The organism is Vibrio zhugei (assembly GCF_003716875.1).
GTDB classification, from domain to species: Bacteria; Pseudomonadota; Gammaproteobacteria; order Enterobacterales; family Vibrionaceae; genus Vibrio; species Vibrio zhugei.
Genome location: NZ_CP033078.1, coordinates 2,674,414 through 2,696,856 on the forward strand (window position 1 = coordinate 2,674,414; position 22,443 = coordinate 2,696,856).

General features: G+C 48.1%; 23 protein-coding genes and 1 pseudogene. 8 read left to right on the forward strand and 16 right to left on the reverse strand.

Annotation, left to right across the window (positions count from 1 at the left end; genetic code table 11):
- Positions 1 to 82 precede the first annotated feature (82 nt).
- Complete coding sequence (locus tag EAE30_RS17570; RefSeq protein WP_123017084.1) at positions 83 to 1,456, forward strand: uracil-xanthine permease family protein; 1,374 nt, start codon at positions 83 to 85, stop codon at positions 1,454 to 1,456.
- 32 nt (positions 1,457 to 1,488) lie between these two features.
- On the opposite strand, the gene envZ is transcribed toward EAE30_RS17570, so the two are convergent.
- The 6 genes from envZ to EAE30_RS17600 form a co-directional block, all read right to left on the reverse strand.
- Positions 1,489 to 2,808 (reverse strand): two-component system sensor histidine kinase EnvZ, encoded by a 1,320-nt coding sequence (envZ, locus tag EAE30_RS17575; RefSeq protein ID WP_123017411.1) that lies wholly within the window; start codon positions 2,806 to 2,808, stop codon positions 1,489 to 1,491.
- A 70-nt stretch (positions 2,809 to 2,878) separates the two neighbouring features.
- Complete coding sequence (ompR, locus tag EAE30_RS17580) at positions 2,879 to 3,598, reverse strand: osmolarity response regulator transcription factor OmpR (RefSeq protein ID WP_123017085.1); 720 nt, start codon at positions 3,596 to 3,598, stop codon at positions 2,879 to 2,881.
- A 153-nt stretch (positions 3,599 to 3,751) separates the two neighbouring features.
- Positions 3,752 to 4,237: a transcription elongation factor GreB gene (gene greB / locus EAE30_RS17585; RefSeq protein ID WP_123017086.1), complete on the reverse strand. Its 486-nt coding sequence runs from the start codon at positions 4,235 to 4,237 to the stop codon at positions 3,752 to 3,754.
- A gap of 251 nt (positions 4,238 to 4,488) precedes the next feature.
- Positions 4,489 to 6,009: a tripartite tricarboxylate transporter permease gene (locus EAE30_RS17590; protein ID WP_123017087.1), complete on the reverse strand. Its 1,521-nt coding sequence runs from the start codon at positions 6,007 to 6,009 to the stop codon at positions 4,489 to 4,491.
- A 9-nt stretch (positions 6,010 to 6,018) separates the two neighbouring features.
- Positions 6,019 to 6,492 (reverse strand): tripartite tricarboxylate transporter TctB family protein, encoded by a 474-nt coding sequence (locus tag EAE30_RS17595; RefSeq protein ID WP_123017088.1) that lies wholly within the window; start codon positions 6,490 to 6,492, stop codon positions 6,019 to 6,021.
- 64 nt (positions 6,493 to 6,556) lie between these two features.
- Positions 6,557 to 7,552, reverse strand: a complete 996-nt coding sequence (locus EAE30_RS17600; RefSeq protein ID WP_123017089.1) for a Bug family tripartite tricarboxylate transporter substrate binding protein — start codon at positions 7,550 to 7,552, stop codon at positions 6,557 to 6,559.
- Between the two features lie 133 nt (positions 7,553 to 7,685).
- On the opposite strand from EAE30_RS17600, the gene EAE30_RS17605 reads away from it, so the two are divergent.
- From EAE30_RS17605 to EAE30_RS17615, 3 genes and pseudogenes are all read left to right on the forward strand, one after another.
- Positions 7,686 to 8,357 (forward strand): response regulator transcription factor, encoded by a 672-nt coding sequence (locus EAE30_RS17605; RefSeq protein ID WP_123017090.1) that lies wholly within the window; start codon positions 7,686 to 7,688, stop codon positions 8,355 to 8,357.
- Complete coding sequence (locus EAE30_RS17610; protein ID WP_123017091.1) at positions 8,350 to 9,717, forward strand: sensor histidine kinase; 1,368 nt, start codon at positions 8,350 to 8,352, stop codon at positions 9,715 to 9,717. The genes EAE30_RS17605 and EAE30_RS17610 overlap by 8 nt, the downstream gene beginning before the upstream one ends.
- A 251-nt stretch (positions 9,718 to 9,968) precedes the next feature.
- A pseudogene (locus EAE30_RS17615) lies at positions 9,969 to 12,171 on the forward strand (Tex family protein); the annotation flags it as partial.
- 201 nt (positions 12,172 to 12,372) lie between these two features.
- Here the strand turns inward: EAE30_RS17615 and EAE30_RS17620 are convergent.
- Together EAE30_RS17620 and bioH are read right to left on the reverse strand one after the other, a co-directional pair.
- On the reverse strand, positions 12,373 to 12,846 hold the full coding sequence (locus EAE30_RS17620) for an ATP-dependent Lon protease (protein ID WP_123017093.1): 474 nt from the start codon (positions 12,844 to 12,846) through the stop codon (positions 12,373 to 12,375).
- Between the two features lie 135 nt (positions 12,847 to 12,981).
- Complete coding sequence (gene bioH / locus EAE30_RS17625; protein WP_123017094.1) at positions 12,982 to 13,752, reverse strand: pimeloyl-ACP methyl ester esterase BioH; 771 nt, start codon at positions 13,750 to 13,752, stop codon at positions 12,982 to 12,984.
- Positions 13,753 to 13,828: 76 nt separating this feature from the next.
- On the opposite strand from bioH, the gene EAE30_RS17630 reads away from it, so the two are divergent.
- The 4 genes from EAE30_RS17630 to cysQ all read left to right on the forward strand — a co-directional run bounded on the left by EAE30_RS17630 (position 13,829) and on the right by cysQ (position 16,737).
- On the forward strand, positions 13,829 to 14,548 hold the full coding sequence (locus EAE30_RS17630; RefSeq protein WP_241967693.1) for a ComF family protein: 720 nt from the start codon (positions 13,829 to 13,831) through the stop codon (positions 14,546 to 14,548).
- Positions 14,549 to 14,642: 94 nt separating this feature from the next.
- Entirely contained in the window at positions 14,643 to 15,230 is a 588-nt protein-coding gene (nfuA, locus tag EAE30_RS17635) for a Fe-S biogenesis protein NfuA (RefSeq protein WP_164711905.1), read from the forward strand.
- 93 nt (positions 15,231 to 15,323) lie between these two features.
- A complete protein-coding gene (nudE, locus tag EAE30_RS17640; RefSeq protein WP_123017096.1) occupies positions 15,324 to 15,881 on the forward strand; it encodes an ADP compounds hydrolase NudE in 558 nt (185 codons plus the stop codon).
- 28 nt (positions 15,882 to 15,909) lie between these two features.
- A complete protein-coding gene (gene cysQ / locus EAE30_RS17645; protein WP_123017097.1) occupies positions 15,910 to 16,737 on the forward strand; it encodes a 3'(2'),5'-bisphosphate nucleotidase CysQ in 828 nt (275 codons plus the stop codon).
- A 65-nt stretch (positions 16,738 to 16,802) separates the two neighbouring features.
- Here the strand turns inward: cysQ and EAE30_RS17650 are convergent, their stop codons facing one another.
- From EAE30_RS17650 to gspG, 8 genes are read right to left on the reverse strand one after another with little or no spacing between them, the layout of a single operon-like run.
- A complete protein-coding gene (locus tag EAE30_RS17650; RefSeq protein WP_123017098.1) occupies positions 16,803 to 17,561 on the reverse strand; it encodes a type II secretion system protein N in 759 nt (252 codons plus the stop codon).
- Position 17,562: 1 nt separating this feature from the next.
- Entirely contained in the window at positions 17,563 to 18,072 is a 510-nt protein-coding gene (locus EAE30_RS17655) for a type II secretion system protein M (RefSeq protein ID WP_123017099.1), read from the reverse strand.
- 9 nt (positions 18,073 to 18,081) lie between these two features.
- Positions 18,082 to 19,296 carry a type II secretion system protein GspL gene (gene gspL, locus EAE30_RS17660; RefSeq protein ID WP_123017100.1) on the reverse strand — a complete coding sequence of 405 codons (1,215 nt, stop codon included), beginning with the start codon at positions 19,294 to 19,296 and terminating at the stop codon, positions 18,082 to 18,084.
- On the reverse strand, positions 19,265 to 20,308 hold the full coding sequence (gene gspK / locus EAE30_RS17665) for a type II secretion system minor pseudopilin GspK (protein ID WP_123017101.1): 1,044 nt from the start codon (positions 20,306 to 20,308) through the stop codon (positions 19,265 to 19,267). The genes gspL and gspK overlap by 32 nt, the downstream gene beginning before the upstream one ends.
- A complete protein-coding gene (gspJ, locus tag EAE30_RS17670) occupies positions 20,298 to 20,996 on the reverse strand; it encodes a type II secretion system minor pseudopilin GspJ (protein ID WP_123017102.1) in 699 nt (232 codons plus the stop codon). The genes gspK and gspJ overlap by 11 nt, the downstream gene beginning before the upstream one ends.
- Positions 20,983 to 21,342 carry a type II secretion system minor pseudopilin GspI gene (gene gspI, locus EAE30_RS17675; RefSeq protein ID WP_123017103.1) on the reverse strand — a complete coding sequence of 120 codons (360 nt, stop codon included), beginning with the start codon at positions 21,340 to 21,342 and terminating at the stop codon, positions 20,983 to 20,985. The genes gspJ and gspI overlap by 14 nt, the downstream gene beginning before the upstream one ends.
- Positions 21,335 to 21,925 carry a type II secretion system minor pseudopilin GspH gene (gspH, locus tag EAE30_RS17680; RefSeq protein WP_123017413.1) on the reverse strand — a complete coding sequence of 197 codons (591 nt, stop codon included), beginning with the start codon at positions 21,923 to 21,925 and terminating at the stop codon, positions 21,335 to 21,337. Before gspH ends, gspI begins: the two co-directional genes overlap by 8 nt.
- A gap of 37 nt (positions 21,926 to 21,962) precedes the next feature.
- Positions 21,963 to 22,409: a type II secretion system major pseudopilin GspG gene (gspG, locus tag EAE30_RS17685; RefSeq protein WP_123017104.1), complete on the reverse strand. Its 447-nt coding sequence runs from the start codon at positions 22,407 to 22,409 to the stop codon at positions 21,963 to 21,965.
- Between the last annotated feature and the right edge of the window lie 34 nt (positions 22,410 to 22,443).

The window sequence follows — 22,443 nt, forward strand, 5'->3', positions numbered from 1 at the left end:
CACAGAGACTGTGTCTGCTCGACTTTGTTTACCCATTCAGCGTCGACAAAGTGATCACTATGACCGGTAGGACACACAGAACATGACAACAACGAATACCACGCCACGAAAAACTGAGTTGGTCTATCAATTGAATGATAAGCCGCCACTTCCACAAACGCTCTTTGCTGCGCTTCAGCATTTATTGGCCATGTTTGTGGCAGTCATTACCCCATCGCTGATCATTTGTCAGTCGCTCGGCGTTCCGGCAGAGCAAACCAATGTCATCATCAGTATGTCGTTATTCGCATCGGGCGTGTCGTCATTCATCCAAATTCGCACCATTGGTCCCATCGGTTCAGGGCTACTTTCCATTCAAGGGACCAGCTTTAACTTTCTAGGCCCGATCATTGGTGCCGGCATGTCATTAAAAGCCGGAGGCGCGGATGTGCCCACCATGATGTCTGCCATCTTTGGCACCATTTTGGTCGCCTCACTGGCTGAAATTTTGCTTTCGCGCGTCTTGCAATACGCACAAAAAATCATCACGCCGCTGGTCTCTGGCATCGTGGTGACCTTGATTGGTCTGACCCTCATTCAAGTAGGATTGGTTTCGATGGGTGGGGGGTACTCTGCCATGAGCCAGCATACCTTTGGTAGTCTATCGAATCTGGCTCTAGCAGGAGTAGTATTGGGGTTAATTGTCCTCTTAAACCGCTCTCGTAACCCCTATATCCGAGTATCTTCAATTGTCATCGCCATGCTGGTCGGTTATGTCATGGCGTACATGATGGGCATGGTAGAGACCTCGACGACCTCAAAAAGTCATTGGATCGCCTTGCCGATTCCGATGCAATTTGGCTTGAGCTTCGATTGGTCACTGTTCATTCCTTTGGTATTGATCTTCTTGATTACCGCCCTTGAAGCAATTGGGGATATTACCGCGACGTCTGAAGTCTCCGGTGAACCAGTGAAAGGTCCCCTTTACCTCAAAAGAATTAAAGGCGGCGTATTAGCCGATGGCATCAACTCGGCCTTAGCCGCTTGTCTGAACAGCTTCCCCAACTCAACGTTCAGCCAGAATAATGGCATTATCATGCTGACGGGAGTCGCCAGTCGTTATGTGGGGTACTTTATTGCCGCTATGTTGGTGTTACTGGGGCTTTTCCCTGGCGTCGCGAACTTTGTCCAAATGATCCCAGAACCCGTATTAGGCGGGGCAACCATCGTCATGTTCGGTACGATTGCGGCGGCTGGAGTCCGCATTATTTCTCGTGTTGAGTTGGATCGCCGTGCGGTATTGATTATGGCTCTGTCTTTTTCCATGGGATTAGGCATTGCTCAAAAACCCGAAATTCTGCAATTTATGCCAGAATTTGTGAAAAACTTATTCTCTACAGGCATTGCAGCCGGTGGGATCACAGCCATCGTGATGAACCTGATTTTACCTGTCCATCATCATGAAGAAGAGGCGTAAGCGCACTTTCGTCTCACGCCATCACGGGAAGCTCAGCTTCCCGTTTTTGTCGCAACGGGAAAACTCAGTTGTACTTTCAGTCCGCCAGTGCTGCGGTTGGTCATGGCAACTCGCCCTTGATGCTGCGTCACAATCCGTTTGACAATCGCCAAGCCTAACCCGGTACCTTCGCTGCCTCGCGCTCGGTCACCACGTGTAAACGGTTCAAACAAGGTCGCCACTTGGTCTGCGGGAATTCCCGGACCATCATCCTCGACCGTCAACCACACCATTTTACAATCGGCAGTCATACCCGATGATAATCGCACCCAGCCATTACCATAGCGATAAGCATTAACCACCAAATTGGTGACCGCGCGCTTAATACCGATCGGGTTACCCCGTGCAGGCAATATGGCATCGTTGAGAGACCATTCGACCTTATTTTCTCCCGCAAAGGCTTCTGCTGTCGCAATGTCACTGGCAATCTCATTGAGATCGACCGCTTCAAAGGCATCCACATTCATCGGTTTCAAATAATCCATGAACTGACTGATGATTTCATTGCATTCTTCCGTATCGCTGATGATGCCTTCCGCAAGATAACTGTCTTCGGGTGACATCATTTCGGTCGCTAAACGAATTCGTGTTAATGGCGTTCTTAAGTCATGACTAATGCCGGCCATCAGCAATGCACGGTCTTCTTCTAATGCTTGAATGCCTCGCGACATTTGATTAAAAGAGCGCGTCACCGAACGAATTTCAGTGGCTCCTTTTTCGGGTAATGCCGCTGGAAATTCGCCCTGTCCTACTCGCTTGGCCGCTTTTTCCAACGCCAATAACGGTCGATTTTGTAAACGAATGAATAACCACCCTCCCGCCACAATCAAAAAGGCCATAATGATGCTGTTTCTAAATAACGGCGCAAAATCTTTTTCTTGCAGCTCAGATAACGGAATGCGGATCAATTGGCCAGGTAGCTCGGCAATGCGAATCCACAAAACATAGCTTTCTTTACCTAACGCCATACGCACTTCGGTGGGCGAGCCTAAATCTTGAGTCATTTCCTCACTCATCAAATCAATACTCACGCCACGCTGAAACTCTTGTGCAGCCGGACTGTGATCGGAATGGATGGTGACACCGAGCTGTTCTAATACTCGCTGGCGTTGCGGCGCATCAAGAGCAATGTGGTTGTGGCGAATCGAATCATCCAACATCAGGTTGATTTCATGTCCGAGAATTTTATTAAACTGCTGCAAACTTGGCATTAAAGCGTAGTTAAACACCGCATAAAAGGAATACAGCTGACTCGCAATCAATAATGACAGAAAAAGGAGAATGGACTGGGTGAAGGTACTGCGAATTTTAATGCGCATAAGTACTCTTTAATATCTGAGAATAAAACACGAGCAGTGCTCATACACTGCTCGTCATCGCTGACTATTTTAATTTACCGTCGGGAACGAAAACATAGCCGAGCCCCCACACGGTTTGAATATAGCGGGGTTTGCTGGGATCTTCTTCTAACATGCGGCGTAAACGCGAGATCTGCACATCAATGGAACGCTCCATTGCCGAGTACTCACGACCGCGCGCCATATTCATCAACTTGTCACGCGACAAGGGTTCACGCGCATTTAAGACTAGCGCCTTCAACACCGCAAACTCGCCCGAGGTCAACGGCATTGGCTCGTCATTACGATACATCTCACGAGTCCCCAAATTCAGACGAAATTCGCCGAACTCAACCATCGACTCTTCCGAGCTTGGTGCACCAGGGGCTTCAATGACTTGGCGTCGCAATACCGCTTTGATCCGAGCTAACAATTCACGTGGATTAAAAGGTTTAGGCAGATAATCATCCGCGCCCACTTCCAATCCGACAATGCGGTCAATCTCATCCCCTTTTGCCGTCAGCATCAAAATGGGCAACATATTATTGGCGTTACGCAGCCGACGACATATCGAGAGTCCATCTTCGCCGGGTAACATTAAATCCAACACCATCAGGTGAAAGTTTTCACGAGTTAACAAGCGATCCATTTGTTCGCCATTGGCCACACTACGAACTTGAAATCCTTGTTCGGAGAGGTAACGTTCTAACAAAGAGCGCAAACGCGCATCATCATCAACCACCAGAACTTTATAACTTTCTTGCATGATATCCCTCATTGACTCACGCCAATCTCTTTTTCTATGAGTATCAATGTATCACCAAGCGCACCGCAGGGTAATAAACAATTGTTAACGTTTGTTTCCTACCAAACCAGCCAGCCGATGCATGGCGCAGTTCACCGCGATGAGACGCCACCGCTAAGATGAACTGCTACGATACTCGATACGGTTAATGAACCACGTTTTCTTACCTGAAGGCGTCACCACTTCGACATCGTCATCGACTTCTCGCTTCAAGAGCGCTCGTGCCATCGGGGAATCAATCGAAATATACTCTTTTTTATCCCCATAAATTTCTTCGGGGCCGACAATGCGAAAACGCTTGGTTTCCCCCTCTTCGTTTTCAATCTCAACCCAAGCGCCAAAAAACACTTTGCCATCTTGTTGCGGCGAATAGTCGACAATGGTCAATTCGGGTAATAACTTGCGTAAGTAGCGCACTCGGCGGTCAATTTGCCGTAATAGGCGCTTATTAAACGTATAATCCGCGTTTTCCGAGCGATCCCCTAGGCTGGCAGCCCAAGTAACAATTTTAGTGACTTCGGGGCGACGCTCATTCCACAGGTAATCATGCTCTTCTTTAAGCTGTTGATAGCCTTCTCGCGTAATCAGCTTTGTTTTCACTGCAATACTCCACGATGATGATCACGATAGTTAAGCGACGAAAATAGCGTTTTTATGGCGTATTTTCTAGTCATGATAAAAGGAAACCATCGATAACACCCTATCAATGCTCACCTTTTGTGAAATCACCATGGCTTTTCGTTGGGCAAAGCAGCCCACTCACCCATGCTGTACTCGGTTTCTCGGGCGGGCTTAACGAAAAACGCCCTTCCAACAGGAAAGGCGTTTGCATAAGCCGTTGTAAATGCCATTTACGACGACGAATCACTGGACGTTTTGACTGCGGTACGATTCAGCATCCCCGTCACTTTCGAACCGAACAATGACAGCAGCAGTAAACCGATAATCAGTAACGTGATCGGACGTTCAAAAATGTAGCTGATTTCCCCGCCACTGATCTGATAGGTGTGCAGGAAGTTACTCTCCGCCATTCCCCCTAATAAAATGCCAATCACCGCAGCAGGAACGGAATAATGAAGATGAGTAAACACCCAGCCAACAATCGCGAAAACGAGCACAGCAACAGGACCCGCAATATTACCGGTTAAACCGAACGAACCGAACACGGCCATCGACAGGACCGATGGAATCAAAATGTTCATCGGAACTTTGACCACATTCGCCAATAACGGAATAAACATCAATCCAAGTGCGATGAGTAACACCACCTGACCAAAGTTCGCCAGAATGATGGCATAGACGATATCCGTCTGTTCACGAATGAATTGAGGCCCACCGGTAATGTTATGCATCGCGAAGGCAGCGAGCATCACAGCGGTAGCCCCGCCACCAGGAATCCCTAAGGCCAGTAGCGTAGCCATCGACCCCGCTTCGGAGGTTGAGTTGGCCGACTCGGCCGCCACCACGCCTTTGGGATTGCCTTTGCCATAACTTTGCGGATCCTTGTCGCGACGCTTCGTTTCAATGTAAGACAACAGGTTCGAAACCGATGAGCCAACCCCTGGCACCGCTCCGACAAACACGCCAATTAAGCTGCCGCGTAACATCACTTTGGGATGCTTAAACGCATGGGTTACCCCGCCAAGAATCTCTCGAATACTCACTTTACGCGCCGATTCATCTGCCACTAAATAATTGGTATTAACGAGTTTGAAGAGCTCAGAAGCGGCGAACATCCCCATCATTGCTGGGATAACTGGCACACCATCGAGCAAATATTCATTGCCCAATGTCCCTCTCGCCACACCAACTTCACTAAAACCGATGGTCCCGATAAGCAACCCCACCATGCCAGAGATCAACCCTTTAAGCATCGCGTCACCTCTAAGACTGGCAATCAGCGTGATTCCCCAAAAAATGACCATCAGCATTTCAGATGGTCCTAATTTCAAGACAAGCACTGAAATCGGTTGAATGAGTAAGAACAGGATAATGTAGCCAAACAGCACACCGAAACAAGAAGACCCCAGAGCGATACCCAGTGCCTTATTATGTTGCCCTTTTCTTGCCATCGGATAGCCATCAAACGCCGTTGCGATCGCCGAAGATGTGCCGGGTATGTTCATTAAAATAGCTGGGATCCCACTCCCAAAAGAACCACCAGTAAAAATGGCCGTTAAAAACAACATCGCTTCTAAAAAGCTCATGTAGAGAGTAGCAGGCAAAAATATCGCCATCGCCATCGAGATCTGTAAGCCAGGAATGGCACCAAATACCAAACCAATAATAATGCCGGGGAAGACGTACAACCACGGTCCTACCGAAGAGAAAAGCAAATCCGCTCCGGCAGTAATTGCGGAAAAATCTAACATTCTGTTCTCCTAGTATTCAGTGGGAAGTAAGGTCATTGGCATAGGATATGGCAGCATCTGCGCGAAGAATGTCGACATCAACAGAGCAAACGCAATGCTATAACCAATCAACCATACAAAGCGGCGTTCCTTTTGTACCCACAGGAACACCCCCACAAACAAGGCCGTTGCGATATCAAATCCAATGGTTTCCAGAGACAACACATACACCGTAAACAAACCGATGATGGGCAGTTCGGATTTGATGCTATGCACCTCCTTCGGGACAACATCCTCTTGGATGACCACTTCCGGTTTCGCAATCACTTGGCGAATCAGCTCGATAAGACACAAGGTCAACGCAATCAGTGCGACAGGCGCAATGAGAATCAGGTTTTCAATGGCAGGTGACGCTTGGTAAGCATCCCAAGAATACCAACCCACAAACAAGGCCAAGACGATCACCACGCAGGCGTCGGCCGATCGTTGATTGAACAATCTCATAAAGAACTCCAAAATCTGAAATGGCTGACTAGCCTCGTGACGCGCTAGTCAGCGATGGAAAGGATTAGTTGAGAAGATTCTTGTACTTGTTGAAAGTCTCGTAATTCTCTTTCATCAATTTTTTAGAGCGCTCAGGACCGACCCATACGCCACCAATCTCATTACTTTTCAGTAGCTTTTGTACATCATGCCGAGCCAAAGTATTTTCGAATGCTTGCGTCAGTTTGGCGTAGCGTTCTGGGTATTTTTCCTTGAAAGCATGAGTGACCGCAAAACCTCGCATGGAGCCAGTTAACACCGGTACTTTAACGTCTAATGGTTTAAGCGCCTCATTGACAGTCGGCACATCCCAACGCTCGCTGCGCTTATCGCGAACGACAGCAAGTGGTCGGATAAACTCTCGAATCCCTTCGCTGCCCTGCGCGCTAATAATGATAAAATCCACCTGTCCGCCCGCGACGGCAGAGCGCGCTTTACCACCACTATTGAAAGTCACGAGGTTCAGGTTTTCTTGTGGGATGTCATAGTTATTGAGCAACAGTTTTGCCATTAAATGTCCGCCTGAACCTTGTACAACCGCGGCTTTAATGGACTTGGGTTTTTCCTTAATCGCCGTTAATAAGCTTGGCAAATCTTGGTAAGCGCTGTCTTTGTTTACTGCAATCAACTCAAAGTCAAACCATTGAAAATTAATATAAGAAAAGTCATTGATGGTATAACTCGCGTTACCTTTTAAAATTGTATTGGACAGATAAGGGGCAAACGTAGAGGCAAAGATTGTATAACCATCATCACGGCGATTCAGAACATAGTTCGCCGCAATCTGTGTACCCGCCCCTTTTTTGTTAATGATCTTAACCGGTTGACCGAGCTCTTCGGCTAAATAGGTCGACATCGTTCGCGTCATACGGTCAGCGCTTCCACCCACCCCTAAACCAACGACAATGTTCACTGGTTTTTTGGGATAATTATCCGCTAGCGCGGTATGTGGGAGCAGTATAGAGAGTGTTAGCCCTGTCACAGCTGAGAGCCGTAGGATTGTCTTGTTAAGCATATTCATTTTACCATTCCTTAGTTTTAATTATATTTGTATTAACCTTTTGTTTACACTTTGTACCCTAACCATACTCCCTGTCATTAACCTTGCACCGCTGACAGGCTCGCGTTTTTAAATCAAATTTTTGAAGTAAGTCATGCGCATATTAATCGTCGAAGACAGTGTTGTTATCGCTGAAGGTTTAAAAAAAATCCTTTCAAGTAAAGGGTTTGCAGTCGATTTGTTTCATTCTGGTGAACAAGCTTTGCATGCTATCCAAACCCAGCAGTTTGACCTCTTACTGCTCGACTTAGGGCTGCCAGACTGTGACGGGCTGCAAATTCTTCGTGACTTTCGGCAGGCTAAGAGAAATCTACCCGTCTTGATCATTTCAGCGCGAGCGTCGCTCGAGGAACGGATTTTAGGTCTGAATGAAGGCGCAGATGATTACCTGTGTAAACCCTTTGAGCCCGAAGAAGTGGTGGCGAGAGTCCATGCATTACTGCGACGGGCGACATCACGAGCCAGTAACGTTATCGAACATGGTCCACTGACCTTGGATATGGAGAGCAAAAAAATCACGTTTCATGGCCAAGATGTGGTGCTGCATCGTCGTGAGATTTCGGTATTGGAATATTTGCTCGCCAATGTCGAGCGCGTGGTGAGCAAACCACAAATTGTGCAACATATCTCCTCTTTTGAGGACGAACTCAGTGAAACCGCCATCGAGACCTACATTTCACGTTTACGCAAAAAATTCATGCCCGATCTTAATATTCGGACTGTCAGAGGATTAGGGTATATGCTGGGAAAGCCGAACAGTGATTAATCTGCAATCGCTGTCACAGCGTTTATATTTTGCGATCGCCAGTGCGCTGATCTTACTCACGTTATTCATCTTTTTTATCAGCACTTGGGTATTGGAAGAAAAGTCTGAACGCCTTTACGACAATATGTTGATTGCCGTCACCAAAAAAATCGATGATAAGTTGGTCGTTAAAAATAACAAAATACATCTGGATATGGATTACTTCTCCATCGATACGTTAAGTGATGTAAGAAGTGAAAAGATTTTCTATCGCATCATTGCACCGAATGGTGATCTGCTGGCGGGGTTCGAAGGGCTTCCTCTCGCCCCTAAACCAAAAGAGCAATCCATCGTACTCTACAACACCGTCTACTCTGGAACCCCCTTACGCGCGGCTCAGTATACGGCGCGCACCCTCATCGGCGATGCCATTATTGTGATTGCGGAATCGAAGCACGGACGCCATGCGACCCTGTCGGGATTAAAGCGCCAAATCATTTTGGTCGCTTTATTCACCTGCATTGGTACGCTCATCCTGGTCGCGTTCATTGTACGTAAAGGACTCAAGCCTCTTAATCAACTGCAGCAAGAAATTCGTTTGCGGTCAGAAACCAACTTAAATCCCATTGATACCAACGTCCCACCCGAAGTGGAAGCGCTGGTTCAATCTCTCAACAACCTGATGGCAAGGCTGCAAAAAAGTATCGAGATCAGCCACAACTTTAATTCCGATCTCTCTCATCAATTGAGAACCCCACTAGCTGAAATGAAAATGCAACTTGATATGTATCATCGCTCCCCGCAAACCGAGGATCTCAACGGATTGGAACGTAATATTGCCTTAATGACTCGGTTGACCGAACAAATGCTTCATTACGCCAAAATACAGAACCGTACTGTGTCGAGTGAATATTGGACGAACGTTGATATTGTTGCGTTCTGCCGACATTTCTGCCAAAAACATGCACCTATGGTGTTTAATCGAGGCCAATCGATCGCCTTTGAAACCACCGTGGCATCAGTGCAATGTCACATCGATGAAACCTTACTAGAAAGCGCGTTACTGAACCTGATTGAAAACTCGCTCAAGTATGGCAGTCCAACCCATCGCGAGGGGGAAATCATCATGCGATTAACTCGCGATAACCAAACCGTATCGATCTCAATCACCGACCAAGGTCATGGGGTCAACCAACAAGCACTCCAGTCAATGCTAGAAAGAAAAGTCCGCTTGGATCGCTCCAAGCAGGGGTTTGGCCTTGGCTTAGCCATCGTCAAGCAGGTCGTGGAAATGCATGGTGGACAGTTGCACATCGTCAATGCGCTCCCTAGAGGATTAAAAGTCACGCTCAGCGGTTTGCACATCCTCTGCGAAGATTAACGCCCAGTGGTATTATATCGCTTTAACGGATGGTGAAGCGACACCATGCGCTAGCCAAGCGAGGATCGATAACGTTATGAGCCACATCCAAGGCCTGATGGCGACATTTCACGTCGGTTAAGTCCTAGTAAAACCATCAAAATTTGGGTCTAAGCCCACAAAATCGTAGAAAGTCGCGGGTCTGCTCTAGAAAATCGCGCTTATCCCCCCCATAAATAGAGCTGAATTTCAAAAAATAAAGAGTGACACGGATGAGCAAAGCTATCTGTCAGTTGATTGCCCAAGAACTGAATGTTCGCACCGAGCAAGTCAATGCAGCCGTAACCTTAATTGATGACGGAAATACCGTTCCGTTTATCGCACGTTATCGTAAAGAAGTAACCGGCGGTCTTGATGACACCCAATTACGTGCCTTGGATAGTCGTTTAACGTATTTGCGGGAATTGGACGAACGTCGTCAGACGATTCTAAAATCCATTGATGATCAAGGAAAGTTAACCCCAGAGTTAACCGCAGCCATTCAAACCGCTGATAGCAAAACGCGTCTTGAAGATCTTTACTTACCCTACAAGCCGAAGCGCCGAACCAAGGGGCAAATTGCTATCGAAGCCGGCTTAGAGCCGCTCGCATTGACGTTATGGCAAACACCCGACACAGACCCAGATAGCGAAGCACAGCGTTATCTCAACCCTGAACACAAGATTGACGACACCAAAGCCGCTCTGGACGGTGCACGTTCTATTATGATGGAGCGTATTGCAGAAGATGCCGATCTGCTCGAAAAAATTCGTCACTACCTCAATCGCAACGCAGAGCTGGTTTCCCGAGTGATTGCCGGTAAAGAAGTGGCAGGCGAAAAATTTAAAGACTACTTCGAGCACAATGAAGCCATCGCGAAAGTGCCATCGCATCGCGCGCTCGCGATGCTGCGTGGTCGCAATGAAGGGTTTTTATCTTTAAGCCTGAATGCCGACCCGGGTCAAGAAGAGTCAGTGCGCCAATCACACTGTGAAACACTGATCACCGATCACTATCGCATTCATCTCAACAACGCCCCTGCAGATGGGTGGCGTCAGCAAGTCATCAGTTGGGCATGGCGTATTAAGATTGCCATGCACATGGAAACGGAGTTGATGAGCGCGATGAAAGAACGCGCCGAAATCGAAGCGATTGATGTCTTTGCCACGAATTTAAAAGATTTGCTGATGGCGGCGCCGGCTGGGCCGAAGGCCACACTCGGTTTAGATCCCGGATTACGCACCGGATGCAAAGTCGCAGTGGTTGATGCGACTGGGAAAGTGCTGGCCACCGATACGATTTATCCTCACCAGCCGCAAAAGCAATATGATAAAGCCATGCATTCGGTGACAGCGCTTATCAAACGCCATAATGTCGATTTGATTGCCATTGGTAATGGCACCGCGTCACGAGAAACCGATGCCTTTGCCGCAGACTTAATCAAACGTGCCCATCTGAATGTGCAGAAAATCACCGTCAGCGAGGCTGGAGCCTCGGTATACTCAGCGTCCGAGCTGGCTGCCAACGAATTTCCTAATATGGATGTGTCATTGCGTGGTGCGGTTTCGATCGCTCGTCGCCTCCAAGATCCATTGGCTGAGCTAGTGAAGATTGACCCGAAATCTATTGGTGTGGGTCAATACCAACACGATGTCAGCCAATCTTGGTTATCCAAACGCCTTGATGCGGTGGTAGAAGACTGTGTGAATGCGGTCGGGGTCGATCTCAATACCGCGTCTGCCGCGCTATTGACTCGTGTTGCAGGGCTCTCCACCACATTAGCCGACAACATCGTCAAATACCGCGATGAAAACGGTCGTTTTAACGCACGAACCGAGCTGAAGAAAGTGGCACGCTTAGGTCCCAAAGCATTTGAACAATGTGCCGGCTTCCTGCGCATCATGGATGGTAAGAATCCACTCGACGCCTCCGCCGTGCACCCTGAAGCGTACCCTGTCGTTAAAATCATTGCAGAGAAGAATCAGCAACAGATTCAAACCCTCATTGGCAATACAGAGTTCTTACGTGGTTTGCAAGCCTCAGACTACACCGATGAACACTTCGGTGTCCCAACGGTCACGGACATCATTAAAGAATTGGATAAGCCAGGTCGCGACCCTCGTCCAGAATTTAAAACGGCGACATTTGCCGATGGCATTACCGAAGTGTCTGATCTTGAGCCCGGGATGATTTTAGAAGGCGTGGTCTCTAACGTGGCCAATTTCGGCGCCTTTGTCGATATTGGGGTCCACCAAGATGGTTTAGTGCATATTTCAGCGCTCACCGATCGCTTTGTGTCCGATCCACGAGAAGTGGTTAAGGCCGGTGACATTGTCAAAGTCAAAGTCATGGAAGTGGATATTCAGCGCAAACGTATTGGTTTATCCATGCGTTTATCGGATGAGCCAGGACAGGACAACCGCGCAAGCCGCAGCCAAACCTCCCATAAACCGGCCGCACACCCTAAAGGTAAGCGTTCCTCGCAAAAAACCGAGGAGACCAACGGTGCGATGGGCGGCGCATTTGCGGCCGCATTTGCCAAAGCGAAACGGTAATCTGTGATAAAAAAATCCCCCACATCGCTGTGGGGGTTTTTATTGGCCGTCTTTATCTAAGGAGGCTGACCTCTTAAGACTGCTACAAGATGGCTATCACTTCAGAAGGCGTGTTAGGAGCAATAGCATGACCATAATGAAATTTAATCACGGTTCTTCTATGCGCCATTTCCCCCTCTGAGATCACCGCATCAATAATGCGCCGAGGAAGACGGAAACGCATCGCATACCCTTTCCCCTGACTTTCACTGTAAGACGCCAAAGATAACAACTCAAACAGCCGCTCTAGGTCACTAACCTGAGGATCTTGATCCGACTTTTCATACGCTGACTCGTCATGCGTATGGTCATAACCCGGATGCTCAGACGGATCCCAAGCGGATTGTTGACGACGTTTATCATCTTCTTTCAGCTTACGTTCGGCGGCTGCTCTGGCCATTTCTTCAGTGGCCGTCACAGGCTCCTTAACACGATTATCTCGTGCAACTTGCTCTGTTTGCACATTCACTGACGGGGCGATCAGTGGCACACTGACATTGGTCGGTGACACAACCATGGCAATATCCTCCAAGTTTCGCCCAACTCAATAAACTTGGAGCGTCTAAGTCTATTGAGGTATGAGTTGTATCGGCCAAGTCGCTAAAAAAATAAGCCTCAATCGGTAAATAATGTGTCAATTTGTGCTATTGGGCTAAGAATCCCGAATAAAGTCGCTCACTTCCTGACAAAATCGCTGTGGTTCAGTGATAAACGGAGCATGAGCGGATTGCGTCATGATGACACTCGCACTGGCGGGCAAATGACTATCAAGATCCTGCGCCACTTTCACTGGCACTAATCCATCTAAACGCCCGTAGATTCGTAAAAAGGGGGGTTGAATGACGCTTAACTCTTGTCTTAAATCGCAGTCAGCCAATAGATTGAGCCCCTCATGCAGAGCCTGTTGATTCGGGAAGGGCCGAGATAAAATGGCGTGTTTTAACCTTTTGACATCCTCACGTGCCGACGGGCTCCCCATCACCTGCAACGCCATAAACTGTTCAATGGTTTTTTCAAAATCTTCTTGCAGTTGTTGAGTAAAACTGGCTAACACCTTGGGCTGAATCCCTCGCCATGGACGTTCCGCGGCAAACTTGGGAGACGAAGCAACGGTAATTAATTGAGTGACTCGCTGCGGATGAGTCGCCGCCAAATGAGAAGCGATCAATCCACCTAACGACCACCCGATCCACACCGCTTTTTGCGGTGCTTGAGCGAGCAAACAGTCGACCATCGCAGATAACCCGCTGGCACTGACTTCCTGGCTGTATCCATAGCCGGGCAAATCGACCATATGCACACGAAAGTCGGCACTTAAGTGTTCGGCCGTTTGTTGCCAAATCGCCCCATTCATTCCCCAGCCATGCAGAAGCACTACATCCGGTCCGGCCCCAATCGTTTGCCAATATAATGGTGAAGACATGTCACAACCTCTCCAACTTTTTTCATCCCTTATTTAAGGAATATGCACGCATACTATGACGATGCGGATGATAAACATGATGATTATGTTAGCGAATTGGTGGCAAAAAAACATTAAAAGACAAATACCGCAATGTTGTGACCTGTGCGGATTATCGCTGGATAGTGATAGCATCATGACACTGTGTGCGGCCTGTCAGTTAGCGCTCACTCCGCAGCCTCGTTGTCAACGCTGCGGATTAACAACCCTATCGCCGATGCGTGAATGTGGTCGTTGCCTTAAACAGCCTCCCCCTTGGCACGCCCTGTATTGCATCGGTGACTATCGCTATCCGCTCGATCACTACATCCATCAGCTCAAATATCAGCGCCAATTTTGGCTCGCCCAACCGTTAGCCCAGCAATTAGCCACCACCATCACTGAGCCGGCTCCGCTATTGTGTGCCGTCCCCATGCACTGGCGACGCTATCTATGGCGCGGTTTCAACCAAAGTGATCAATTAGCACAACAACTTGCGTCTGAATTACACGTCCAATACTGGCCGTCGTTATTTCATCGCCGACGAGCCACGATTCCGCAAAAGGGTCTCCATAAAAGCCAACGCCGACACAATTTGGCGGGGGCGTTTCACTTTACCACGCCCATTCATACGCTAGGCTCTCATGTTGCGATAGTCGACGATGTCGTGACGACGGGGAGCACTTTAAAACCGTTGTGTCACCTGCTCACTGCCATTGGAGTGACCCAGATTGATATCTATTGCTTATGCAGGACGCCTGAGCCCCGTGAAGCTTGATCGCCGACAAAAGTGCGCGAAAAAGGACTGGATCATGCGTAAGACAAGAGTACAATATCGACCAATAGCCTACAAATTTACTCAGGTATTCGTCGTGTCAGAAATTATTACTATTACAGAAGAAGCCCACAATCACTTTGGGAAACTACTGGGACAACAGCCAGAAGGAACTAACATTCGTGTGTTTGTGGTGAATCCAGGAACACAAAATGCCGAGTGCGGTGTCTCTTACTGTCCACCAGAAGCTGTCGAAGCCTCTGACACTGAGATCCGGTTTGAACAATTCTCTGCGTATGTGGATGAGTTAAGCTTGCCCTTCCTTGAAGAAGCCGTCATTGACTTCGTCACCGACAAGCTTGGATCTCAGCTTACATTGAAAGCGCCTAACGCCAAAATGCGTAAAGTCGCTGATGATGCACCACTACTTGAGCGTTTGGAGTATGCGATCCAAACTCAAGTCAACCCGCAATTGGCAAGCCATGGTGGCCACATCAGTTTGCTAGAAATTACCGATGATGGCGTGGCGATCATTCAATTTGGTGGGGGTTGTAATGGGTGTTCTCAAGTCGATATCACGTTGAAAGATGGTATCGAAAAACAGCTACTTGAACAGTTCGCAGGAGAGCTTAGCGCGATTAAAGACTCCACTGAACATGCGCGTGGCGATCACTCTTACTTCTAAAATCGCTCAAAAAAGCTGATGTGTTATCATCAGCTTTTTTATTCTCCGCAGCTTTGTGCATTCCGCTAATACCAATTCGATCAGGATACCGCTATGGCCGTGAAACATCCTCCCAAAATCCTTGCTAAAGACACCGTGGCACGCTCAAGACTCTTTGCCATTGAATCACTCGATTTATGTTTTTCGAATGGTGTTGAACGTACGTACGAACGAATGAAGCCGAGTGGACGTAATGCTGTCATGATGGTGCCCGTCACCTCAGACGGGGATTTGTTGTTGGTTCGTGAATATGCCGCCGGCACAGAAAACTACGAGCTTGGTTTTCCCAAAGGGTTAATCGATCCTGGAGAGACTCCGGAACTCGCTGCGGTTCGCGAACTGAAAGAAGAAATTGGTTTTGGTGCCAATCAACTGACCATGCTAAAAGAAGTGATTCTTGCCCCTTCGTATTTTTCCAGTCGCATGACACTTTTCATTGCAGAAGATCTATACTCAGAAAAGTTAGAAGGCGATGAGCCAGAGCCACTCGATATTGTTCGCTGGCCATTAAGCCAAGCAGAAGAGCTACTCAACCACCTTGATTTTAGTGAAGCTCGCTGTATTACCGCCTTATTGCTGGCTTTAAGAGTTCTCAACACTCCTGAGGCTTAATCTCTGACATAAATAGGAATCTCTTGGTATGCCGACTGCAAAAGATCTTTCTCATTTGCTTCCTGATGTTATTGCGATAGCGCGATCTGCCGGGCAAGTCATTCTCGACATTTATGAAAATCACGATTACGAAGCATTTGTAAAAAGCGACGATACCCCCGTCACCACTGCCGACTATGCCGCCCATAAACTCATTGTTGAAAAGCTTCACGCACTGACGCCCGATATTCCGGTGTTGTCAGAAGAGGCGGCCAATATTGATCTCGCCACCCGAGAAACATGGGATCGCTATTGGTTGGTCGATCCGTTGGACGGTACGCAAGAGTTTATTGCGCGAAGCGGTGATTTTGCGACAGTTATTGCCTTAGTTGAGCATAATCAGCCAGTGATGGGCGTCGTTTATGGTCCCGTGTCTGGTGTGACCTATTATGCGTATGCGGGGAAAGGGGCATGGAAAATACCAGACATGTCAGACAATATTCGCATTCAAACTCACCAGCATGAAACACCGAACCAATCCATTGCGATTGCCATCAGTCGTCGCCAAAATATCAACCGTATTACCAATAAACTCAGTGACAGCTGGAATTATGATTTAGTCCCACTTGGCTCCGCGGCCCTTAAAGCCTGCCTCGTTGCAGAAGGCGCCGTAGATTGTTATCTGCGCTTAGGACCGACAGGAGAGTGGGATACCGCGGCCACACAATGCATTGTTGAAGAAGCCGGGGGCAAAATTTTAAATACTTATCTTAGCCCGCTCTCTTATAACGAACGGGATACCCTCGAAAACCCCAATTTCATTGTCTTAGGCGATCACTCTCTTCCTTGGAGCGAAATATTAAATCGCGCCACTTAAACGCTGAAGTATAAAAAAGGCAAGCCCATTGGCTTGCCTTTTGTCTCGCTAGTTTGAAGCGCGCGTTAGAGTTGCCCTGAAGGGGAAAAATGATAACGCCCTTTACTATCCGGTGTCGGCAAGCGATCCAGCCATTGCCCTAACTCAGCCGGAAATTGCGCCTCAGGATGAAACCATGACGTCACTTTATAGTGATAGGCCTTATACACCGTAGCGGAGAATTCGCTACTCACTTGAGCGCTTTTCTGCTGCCCCTCAATAGAAAGGTTGTTATCAAGGCAATCGACCTGAGCCAGGACCTGATCTAATTGCAGTGGGCTGGCTGGCGTCTCCAATGACGCTTTTGACCACACAAGACTCCCCTTCGCACTTTGACACCACGGCTGAGCATACTGAAATTGTTTTAACGACAGTTCAACTTGCCCCTTGACCGCAACCGGTAGCGGCTGAGGACTATATTGCAGTATTTGACTTGCTGGCAATGACGCAATGACGTTATTGGCATACACGCCATCCAATCCATAACCGACAACTCCTCTCCCATGCAACTGCATTGCGCTGCCGCGGCCGATTCGGATATCCGCTTCAATACGACCCGTCAATAACGCAACGGTGTTCATGCGCCAACTCAGCGCGCCGAATCCTTGATTATGCCAATGAACCTGTGTCGCTCGGCCCTTCCATAAACTGCCGCTCACACCGTCAATTTGGAGTGCTCTTGGCAGGGGCACATGCTTGAGCACAAACGCGGCCGGAAGGTGAACAATCACACTCACCATGAACACAGCAACAAATAGGACGCTCCCAAGGAGTTTTAATCTCATTCTAAACTCCCCGCTTCAACTGTAAACGTTTCACTTCCACCATGCCTGGCACAGAGCCTTTATCGATATCGAGATATTCAACCGAGATGCCTTGCTTCTCTTTCAAGAAGGCAATCCAATTGAGCAATTGTGAAAACGGTAGCGGCTGAACCCACACCTGCATTTTATCTTCCCCACGCGGTTGAACGCGGATCAAACGAATTTTAAATTCCCCTGATGAATTAGCCACGACACGATTTAAAGGTTCTAACCTTGCACTTCGCCCTCCTTGTTTGCGCAGCGCAACAATGTGATCGGCTTTATCTGCCACCCAAGCTAAAAGCTGTTTTTCAGAGTGGACACGGGCTTGTGCAGATGCAATACGTTGATTGAGGGGCTGATAAAATCCCCAGTAAAGAATCCCAACAACCAGACAGATAACCGCTACAATTACAAGCCGTTGTTCTCGTTGTGTAATGGAATTCCACCACTGTTTCAATTGTCCTTTTAACGGTCCGATTATATTTGCCATCCGTTGCTCCTACTTCGCTTTCAGCACAAAAGAGCCGAGAACCGTTTCTCCGTCTTTGTTTAATTGACCCTGCTCGACACGAAAAGACTGCTCAAGCTTGACTCGCGCTTTCTCAAAGCTTTGGAAATCCTTACTGACGGCGTCCACTCTAAGCTGTTTCTTATTCTCATCATACTTGAGACTGGTGATCGTCATATCCTCAATCGTACCTATCGTCGTTGGCAGCTGATTCAACCAAGTCAACACGCCATCTTGATTATTGCTTCCAGCCAAAATATTCAATTCACTGGTAAATTGACGCTTGAGATAACTGACGGTCGGAATACGATGTTTATCAGGGAACACCGTCCGAAAAATACGTTTACTCTCTTGTCGGTACGCCTGTGCCTGCTCTTCATACTGATTAGCCTGCAAGGTACTGTACAGCAAAGATAACACCAAGAAGGCGACTGCGGAATACACCGGTAACCGCCACACTTTCCAATACTTGAGCCAAGATGAGCTTGGTTTAAAGCTCCCTGTCAGCAGTGTCAAACGTGAAGCAATCGCGCCTTGTGCCAGTAACTGCATCACCATATTGGCGGGCTGTACGCCCCAATGCTGGTCGTCTTTTAGCGTTAACGCGGGTAGTGGTGTATACGCCGTCAACGCTAAAAACTCGTCCCCTTCACGAACCCAATCTGACTCCACCAGTAATGGCAACCAATCCGCTTCCATCACCATACCACTCCACAGCCCCTTACGGACTAACCAATGGGCACCGAGTTGAGCGGCAACCAAGGGGGTTTCTGCCGTGGGCAAGGCGAAAACATCAGGCATCACCCGTTTGATCTCGATACCTGCGTGATGGAAATCCGCTAAACATTGTTCGAACCACTGACGGTCAACGCCCACAACATGTGCTAAGCCATTTTGCTTGTTCAACACGGTAAAGTGCAGATCATCCACATCTTGGGCAATTTCATCTTCCAGTAAATACGGTAACATGGCTTCAAACTGACGAGCACCGCCAGCTGGAATCTCAACCTGAGTCAAAACCAAATCACTCGCGGATAACAAGACAATGGTCGTCCTTTGATGAGCATAAGGCGCAAGGTCTGCCAGCTCGTGGCGAGACGATAGCTCACCGCTAGCGATGATGTCTTGCTGTTCTGTAGACCACACCAACCATTCGATCGGCGCGTCCAGTTGACTACTCAGTCGAACGGTCAGAAATTCGTTCACTGATTCCTCCATAGCGACGGCGAATAACCGTAGCGTGACTTTTATCTTCGTTGTGGATCAAACTGCGCACTCTGACTCGTGATTTATCAACAAGTACTTGCGCATCTAATTCAAAATAGTGGCTATTCACCGTTAAATGTTGGCGGGCATTCTCCGCCCCTGATTGGGAGTTGGACTGCCGATTTGCTTGGCTACTTTGCGCCAACTGAGGTTCACTCATAAAATCGGCCACATTACTCCACCCTTTTTCCGGACGATTTTTTATCAGCGCTTTCGCGCCACCTTCCGTTAAATTCGGACTAAACATCGCCACCAGCAACAACGCCTGTTTTTGGGTAAGGGTATTGATATTCACCTTCCACTCTGCGGTTGGTATAGCACACACAAACGGTTTGAGCTGCTGCATCACTTTCCCACTCATACCTTGTACCGCGCGTAATTCACTGGTATCAATCATCATGCCATTGGCAGGCAAATAAGCCGGAGACAACGAATCATAATAGCTATCTTCCATACCATTGGTGGTGGTCACGGTATCGTTGGTATCCACAAACTCCCACAGGGAATCGGTAATCACACTGGCTTTGTTGCTATCCACATTCAAATATTGCAATAAGTTAGTGAACACTTGCGCCGAATAGGGGGATACCGACACTCCAGGCGCGCTCACAAGCCCCGCAAATACATTGACGTTAAAACACGCTTGTTTATCGTAAATCTGTCCAGACACGCTGCCATAATCCAAAGGAAAGGTGCGATCTTTCATTGCCCACACTTGGCTCAAATTAATGGTCTTACTGTCTTGTTTACGTGTCTGTTTTAACAGCGACGTCGCCAATTCTTCGACCCCGATGCTATGCCAGTAGGCTTGCTGGTAATTGATTTGATGCGTGGCTCGCTGAAATTGGGTAAACATACGCGCAGACATCGTTGCCGCCAGAGACACCATAATAGCGACAATCAACAGTATGACGATCAACGCCACACCTTGCTGAGAACGTTTATTTCTCATTGCCGTCTCCCGAAACCGCACGAACGTCTTTTTGCTTAGCCGCTTCGTGCGCAATCAGATACGTTCGGCTAATTTTTCCATAATCTTTTAAGACCAACGTTACTTTTACCGCTTGCGGCAGGCCAGTTTGATCCTCCCACTCATCTATCCACTTTTTCTTGGTATAAAAGCTCATTGACCAAGACGTCACACCGGTCAGCAGGGGTTGAGACACGCCTGCATCGCCTCTTACGGTATCGGGATAGCGCCACCAAACGCGCTCTAAAACCTCTTCTTTTAAGCGATAGCCAATTTTTGCCACTTGCCCTCGTGGAAACCTCTGCTGCGGGTTCGCCCAACCAAGCCGAGTGAACATCACTCCGTAACTGTCTGAGTCCAAGAGATAGTTTTGATAAATGAGCGGGCTTTGATTCGGCGCTTGACCATTGGTACGAAAGCGTCGATTCGCCATTTGCCTAAAGTCCGCATCCATAATCACAATGGCCCGCTGTAATCGGCTCACCCGCTCGGTACGCTGTTGCGACGCTTCATTACTGCGCTGCACCTGATTGAGCACTTGATAAGCGGCGATACTCATACTGGCAAAAATAGCCATCGCCACCAGCACTTCGATCAAGGTAAATCCCGAGTGCTTACGAGCAAGGCGTAATACCGAGCAACGAGCTAACTGCGATCTACTGGGCAACATAACTGCGTACCGTAACGATAGGGCTAGATTTTTTGTCTTTCGCGACCATAACATCGAACGCTTGTAAGGCGTCATTGGCGGTCTTCACCGGTTTCACCTGCCAATACCATTGCTGATGGGCCATCTTGGTCGTTCCTGTACGGGCGGTTAAGGGCGGCTCACGCAGTAACGTGTTCGCCATTTGGTTATCCGCGACCATCGATGCAAACATTTTTTCTTCTAGATAATTCAGCGTATTAATGTGTTGGGTCACCGAGCGCATAATGCTGATCGCTGCTATAGCAAAAATCGCTAATGCCACCAGCACTTCTAACAACGTAAAACCACGGCCGCATCGCTTATTCATGACGACTGTCTCCCGGTGGCTCGAGTACTATCTGCCCGTTTTCTTTAACTTGAACACTCCACGCCTGTTGAACGTCTTGATCCGTCAGATAAAAATGCACGGTAAACGGGGTCGTTTCTCCGCTGGAAAGAATATCGACTTGCGGAGCTGGCTGTTGATGGGTTTTCTTTTCTTCTTTGGCAAACATATTTTCGTCAAAGAGCGGCTTGTCTTCAAACAAGCGATCATCATCTTTCTGCCAAGCACTACTTCCCACCTGAAAATCCATACTCAGGCGGTCATCTAACGTTAAGCGAGCACGAAACTGCTGACGCTGGACCTTTTGCCACCCTTTCTCCGTTAACTCTAAAAACGTTAACGTCGCGGGAGTCGCCGATGCCTCCACTCGCAAACCATAATCCACACCGGAGAGCACCGATTCTTCATTCATGAGTTGCACTCGCTGGTAAAAACGTCGGGCGGTTTTTTCCGCTAAATCGCTTTGATTACTGGGAAGCGTTGAAATCACGGCGACGGATCCCAGTGCCAACAGCACCAGAACCAGCATAATTTCAATGAGTGTAAATCCGCGTGTTGAGTGCATCGTCATCGTGGGGGCGAACCGTGCTCGCCCCTGCCAATTATTGATAATCTTGAATATTCCAGTTACCAATATCGGCATTAACGCCATCACCGCCTTCTTGCCCATCGGCCCCCAATGTAAACACATCGATGGTCCCTTTATCACCAGGGCTTAAATATTGATAATCATTACCCCATGGGTCTTGCGGAAGACGCTTAATATAACCACCAGAGCGGTAGTTACGAGGTTCAGGGCTGCTTGGTTTTTTCACCAACGCATCCAACCCTTGGTCGGTAGTCGGATAGACACTGTTATCAAGTTTGTACATATCCAATGCATTTTCTAGGGCAACAATGTCAGTAATGGCTTTTTGTTGGTCAGCTTTCTCTTTATTTCCTAAAAGGTTAGGTACAACCACACTGGCTAAAATACCCAAAATAACCACGACAACCATGACTTCTAGAAGGGTAAAACCGGATTGCTTCACTGCTGTTCTTTGTTTCATAATCACTCCATTAATACGCGCCTTGAACGATTCA

Coding starts and splice junctions, on each gene's coding strand:
- EAE30_RS17600 (WP_123017089.1), bottom strand. CDS start 7,552: ATGAATATGCTTAACAAGACAATCCTACGGCTCTCAGCTGTGACAGGG.
- gspJ (WP_123017102.1), bottom strand. CDS start 20,996: ATGTTGCCCAGTAGATCGCAGTTAGCTCGTTGCTCGGTATTACGCCTT.
- gspH (WP_123017413.1), bottom strand. CDS start 21,925: ATGCACTCAACACGCGGATTTACACTCATTGAAATTATGCTGGTTCTG.
- EAE30_RS17590 (WP_123017087.1), bottom strand. CDS start 6,009: ATGTTAGATTTTTCCGCAATTACTGCCGGAGCGGATTTGCTTTTCTCT.
- EAE30_RS17655 (WP_123017099.1), bottom strand. CDS start 18,072: ATGGCAAATATAATCGGACCGTTAAAAGGACAATTGAAACAGTGGTGG.
- EAE30_RS17605 (WP_123017090.1), top strand. CDS start 7,686: ATGCGCATATTAATCGTCGAAGACAGTGTTGTTATCGCTGAAGGTTTA.
- bioH (WP_123017094.1), bottom strand. CDS start 13,752: ATGTCTTCACCATTATATTGGCAAACGATTGGGGCCGGACCGGATGTA.
- EAE30_RS17570 (WP_123017084.1), top strand. CDS start 83: ATGACAACAACGAATACCACGCCACGAAAAACTGAGTTGGTCTATCAA.
- gspG (WP_123017104.1), bottom strand. CDS start 22,409: ATGAAACAAAGAACAGCAGTGAAGCAATCCGGTTTTACCCTTCTAGAA.
- EAE30_RS17620 (WP_123017093.1), bottom strand. CDS start 12,846: ATGGTTGTGTCACCGACCAATGTCAGTGTGCCACTGATCGCCCCGTCA.
- gspK (WP_123017101.1), bottom strand. CDS start 20,308: ATGAGAAATAAACGTTCTCAGCAAGGTGTGGCGTTGATCGTCATACTG.
- nudE (WP_123017096.1), top strand. CDS start 15,324: ATGGCCGTGAAACATCCTCCCAAAATCCTTGCTAAAGACACCGTGGCA.
- EAE30_RS17630 (WP_241967693.1), top strand. CDS start 13,829: ATGATGATTATGTTAGCGAATTGGTGGCAAAAAAACATTAAAAGACAA.
- EAE30_RS17595 (WP_123017088.1), bottom strand. CDS start 6,492: ATGAGATTGTTCAATCAACGATCGGCCGACGCCTGCGTGGTGATCGTC.
- cysQ (WP_123017097.1), top strand. CDS start 15,910: ATGCCGACTGCAAAAGATCTTTCTCATTTGCTTCCTGATGTTATTGCG.
- EAE30_RS17650 (WP_123017098.1), bottom strand. CDS start 17,561: ATGAGATTAAAACTCCTTGGGAGCGTCCTATTTGTTGCTGTGTTCATG.
- ompR (WP_123017085.1), bottom strand. CDS start 3,598: ATGCAAGAAAGTTATAAAGTTCTGGTGGTTGATGATGATGCGCGTTTG.
- gspI (WP_123017103.1), bottom strand. CDS start 21,342: ATGAATAAGCGATGCGGCCGTGGTTTTACGTTGTTAGAAGTGCTGGTG.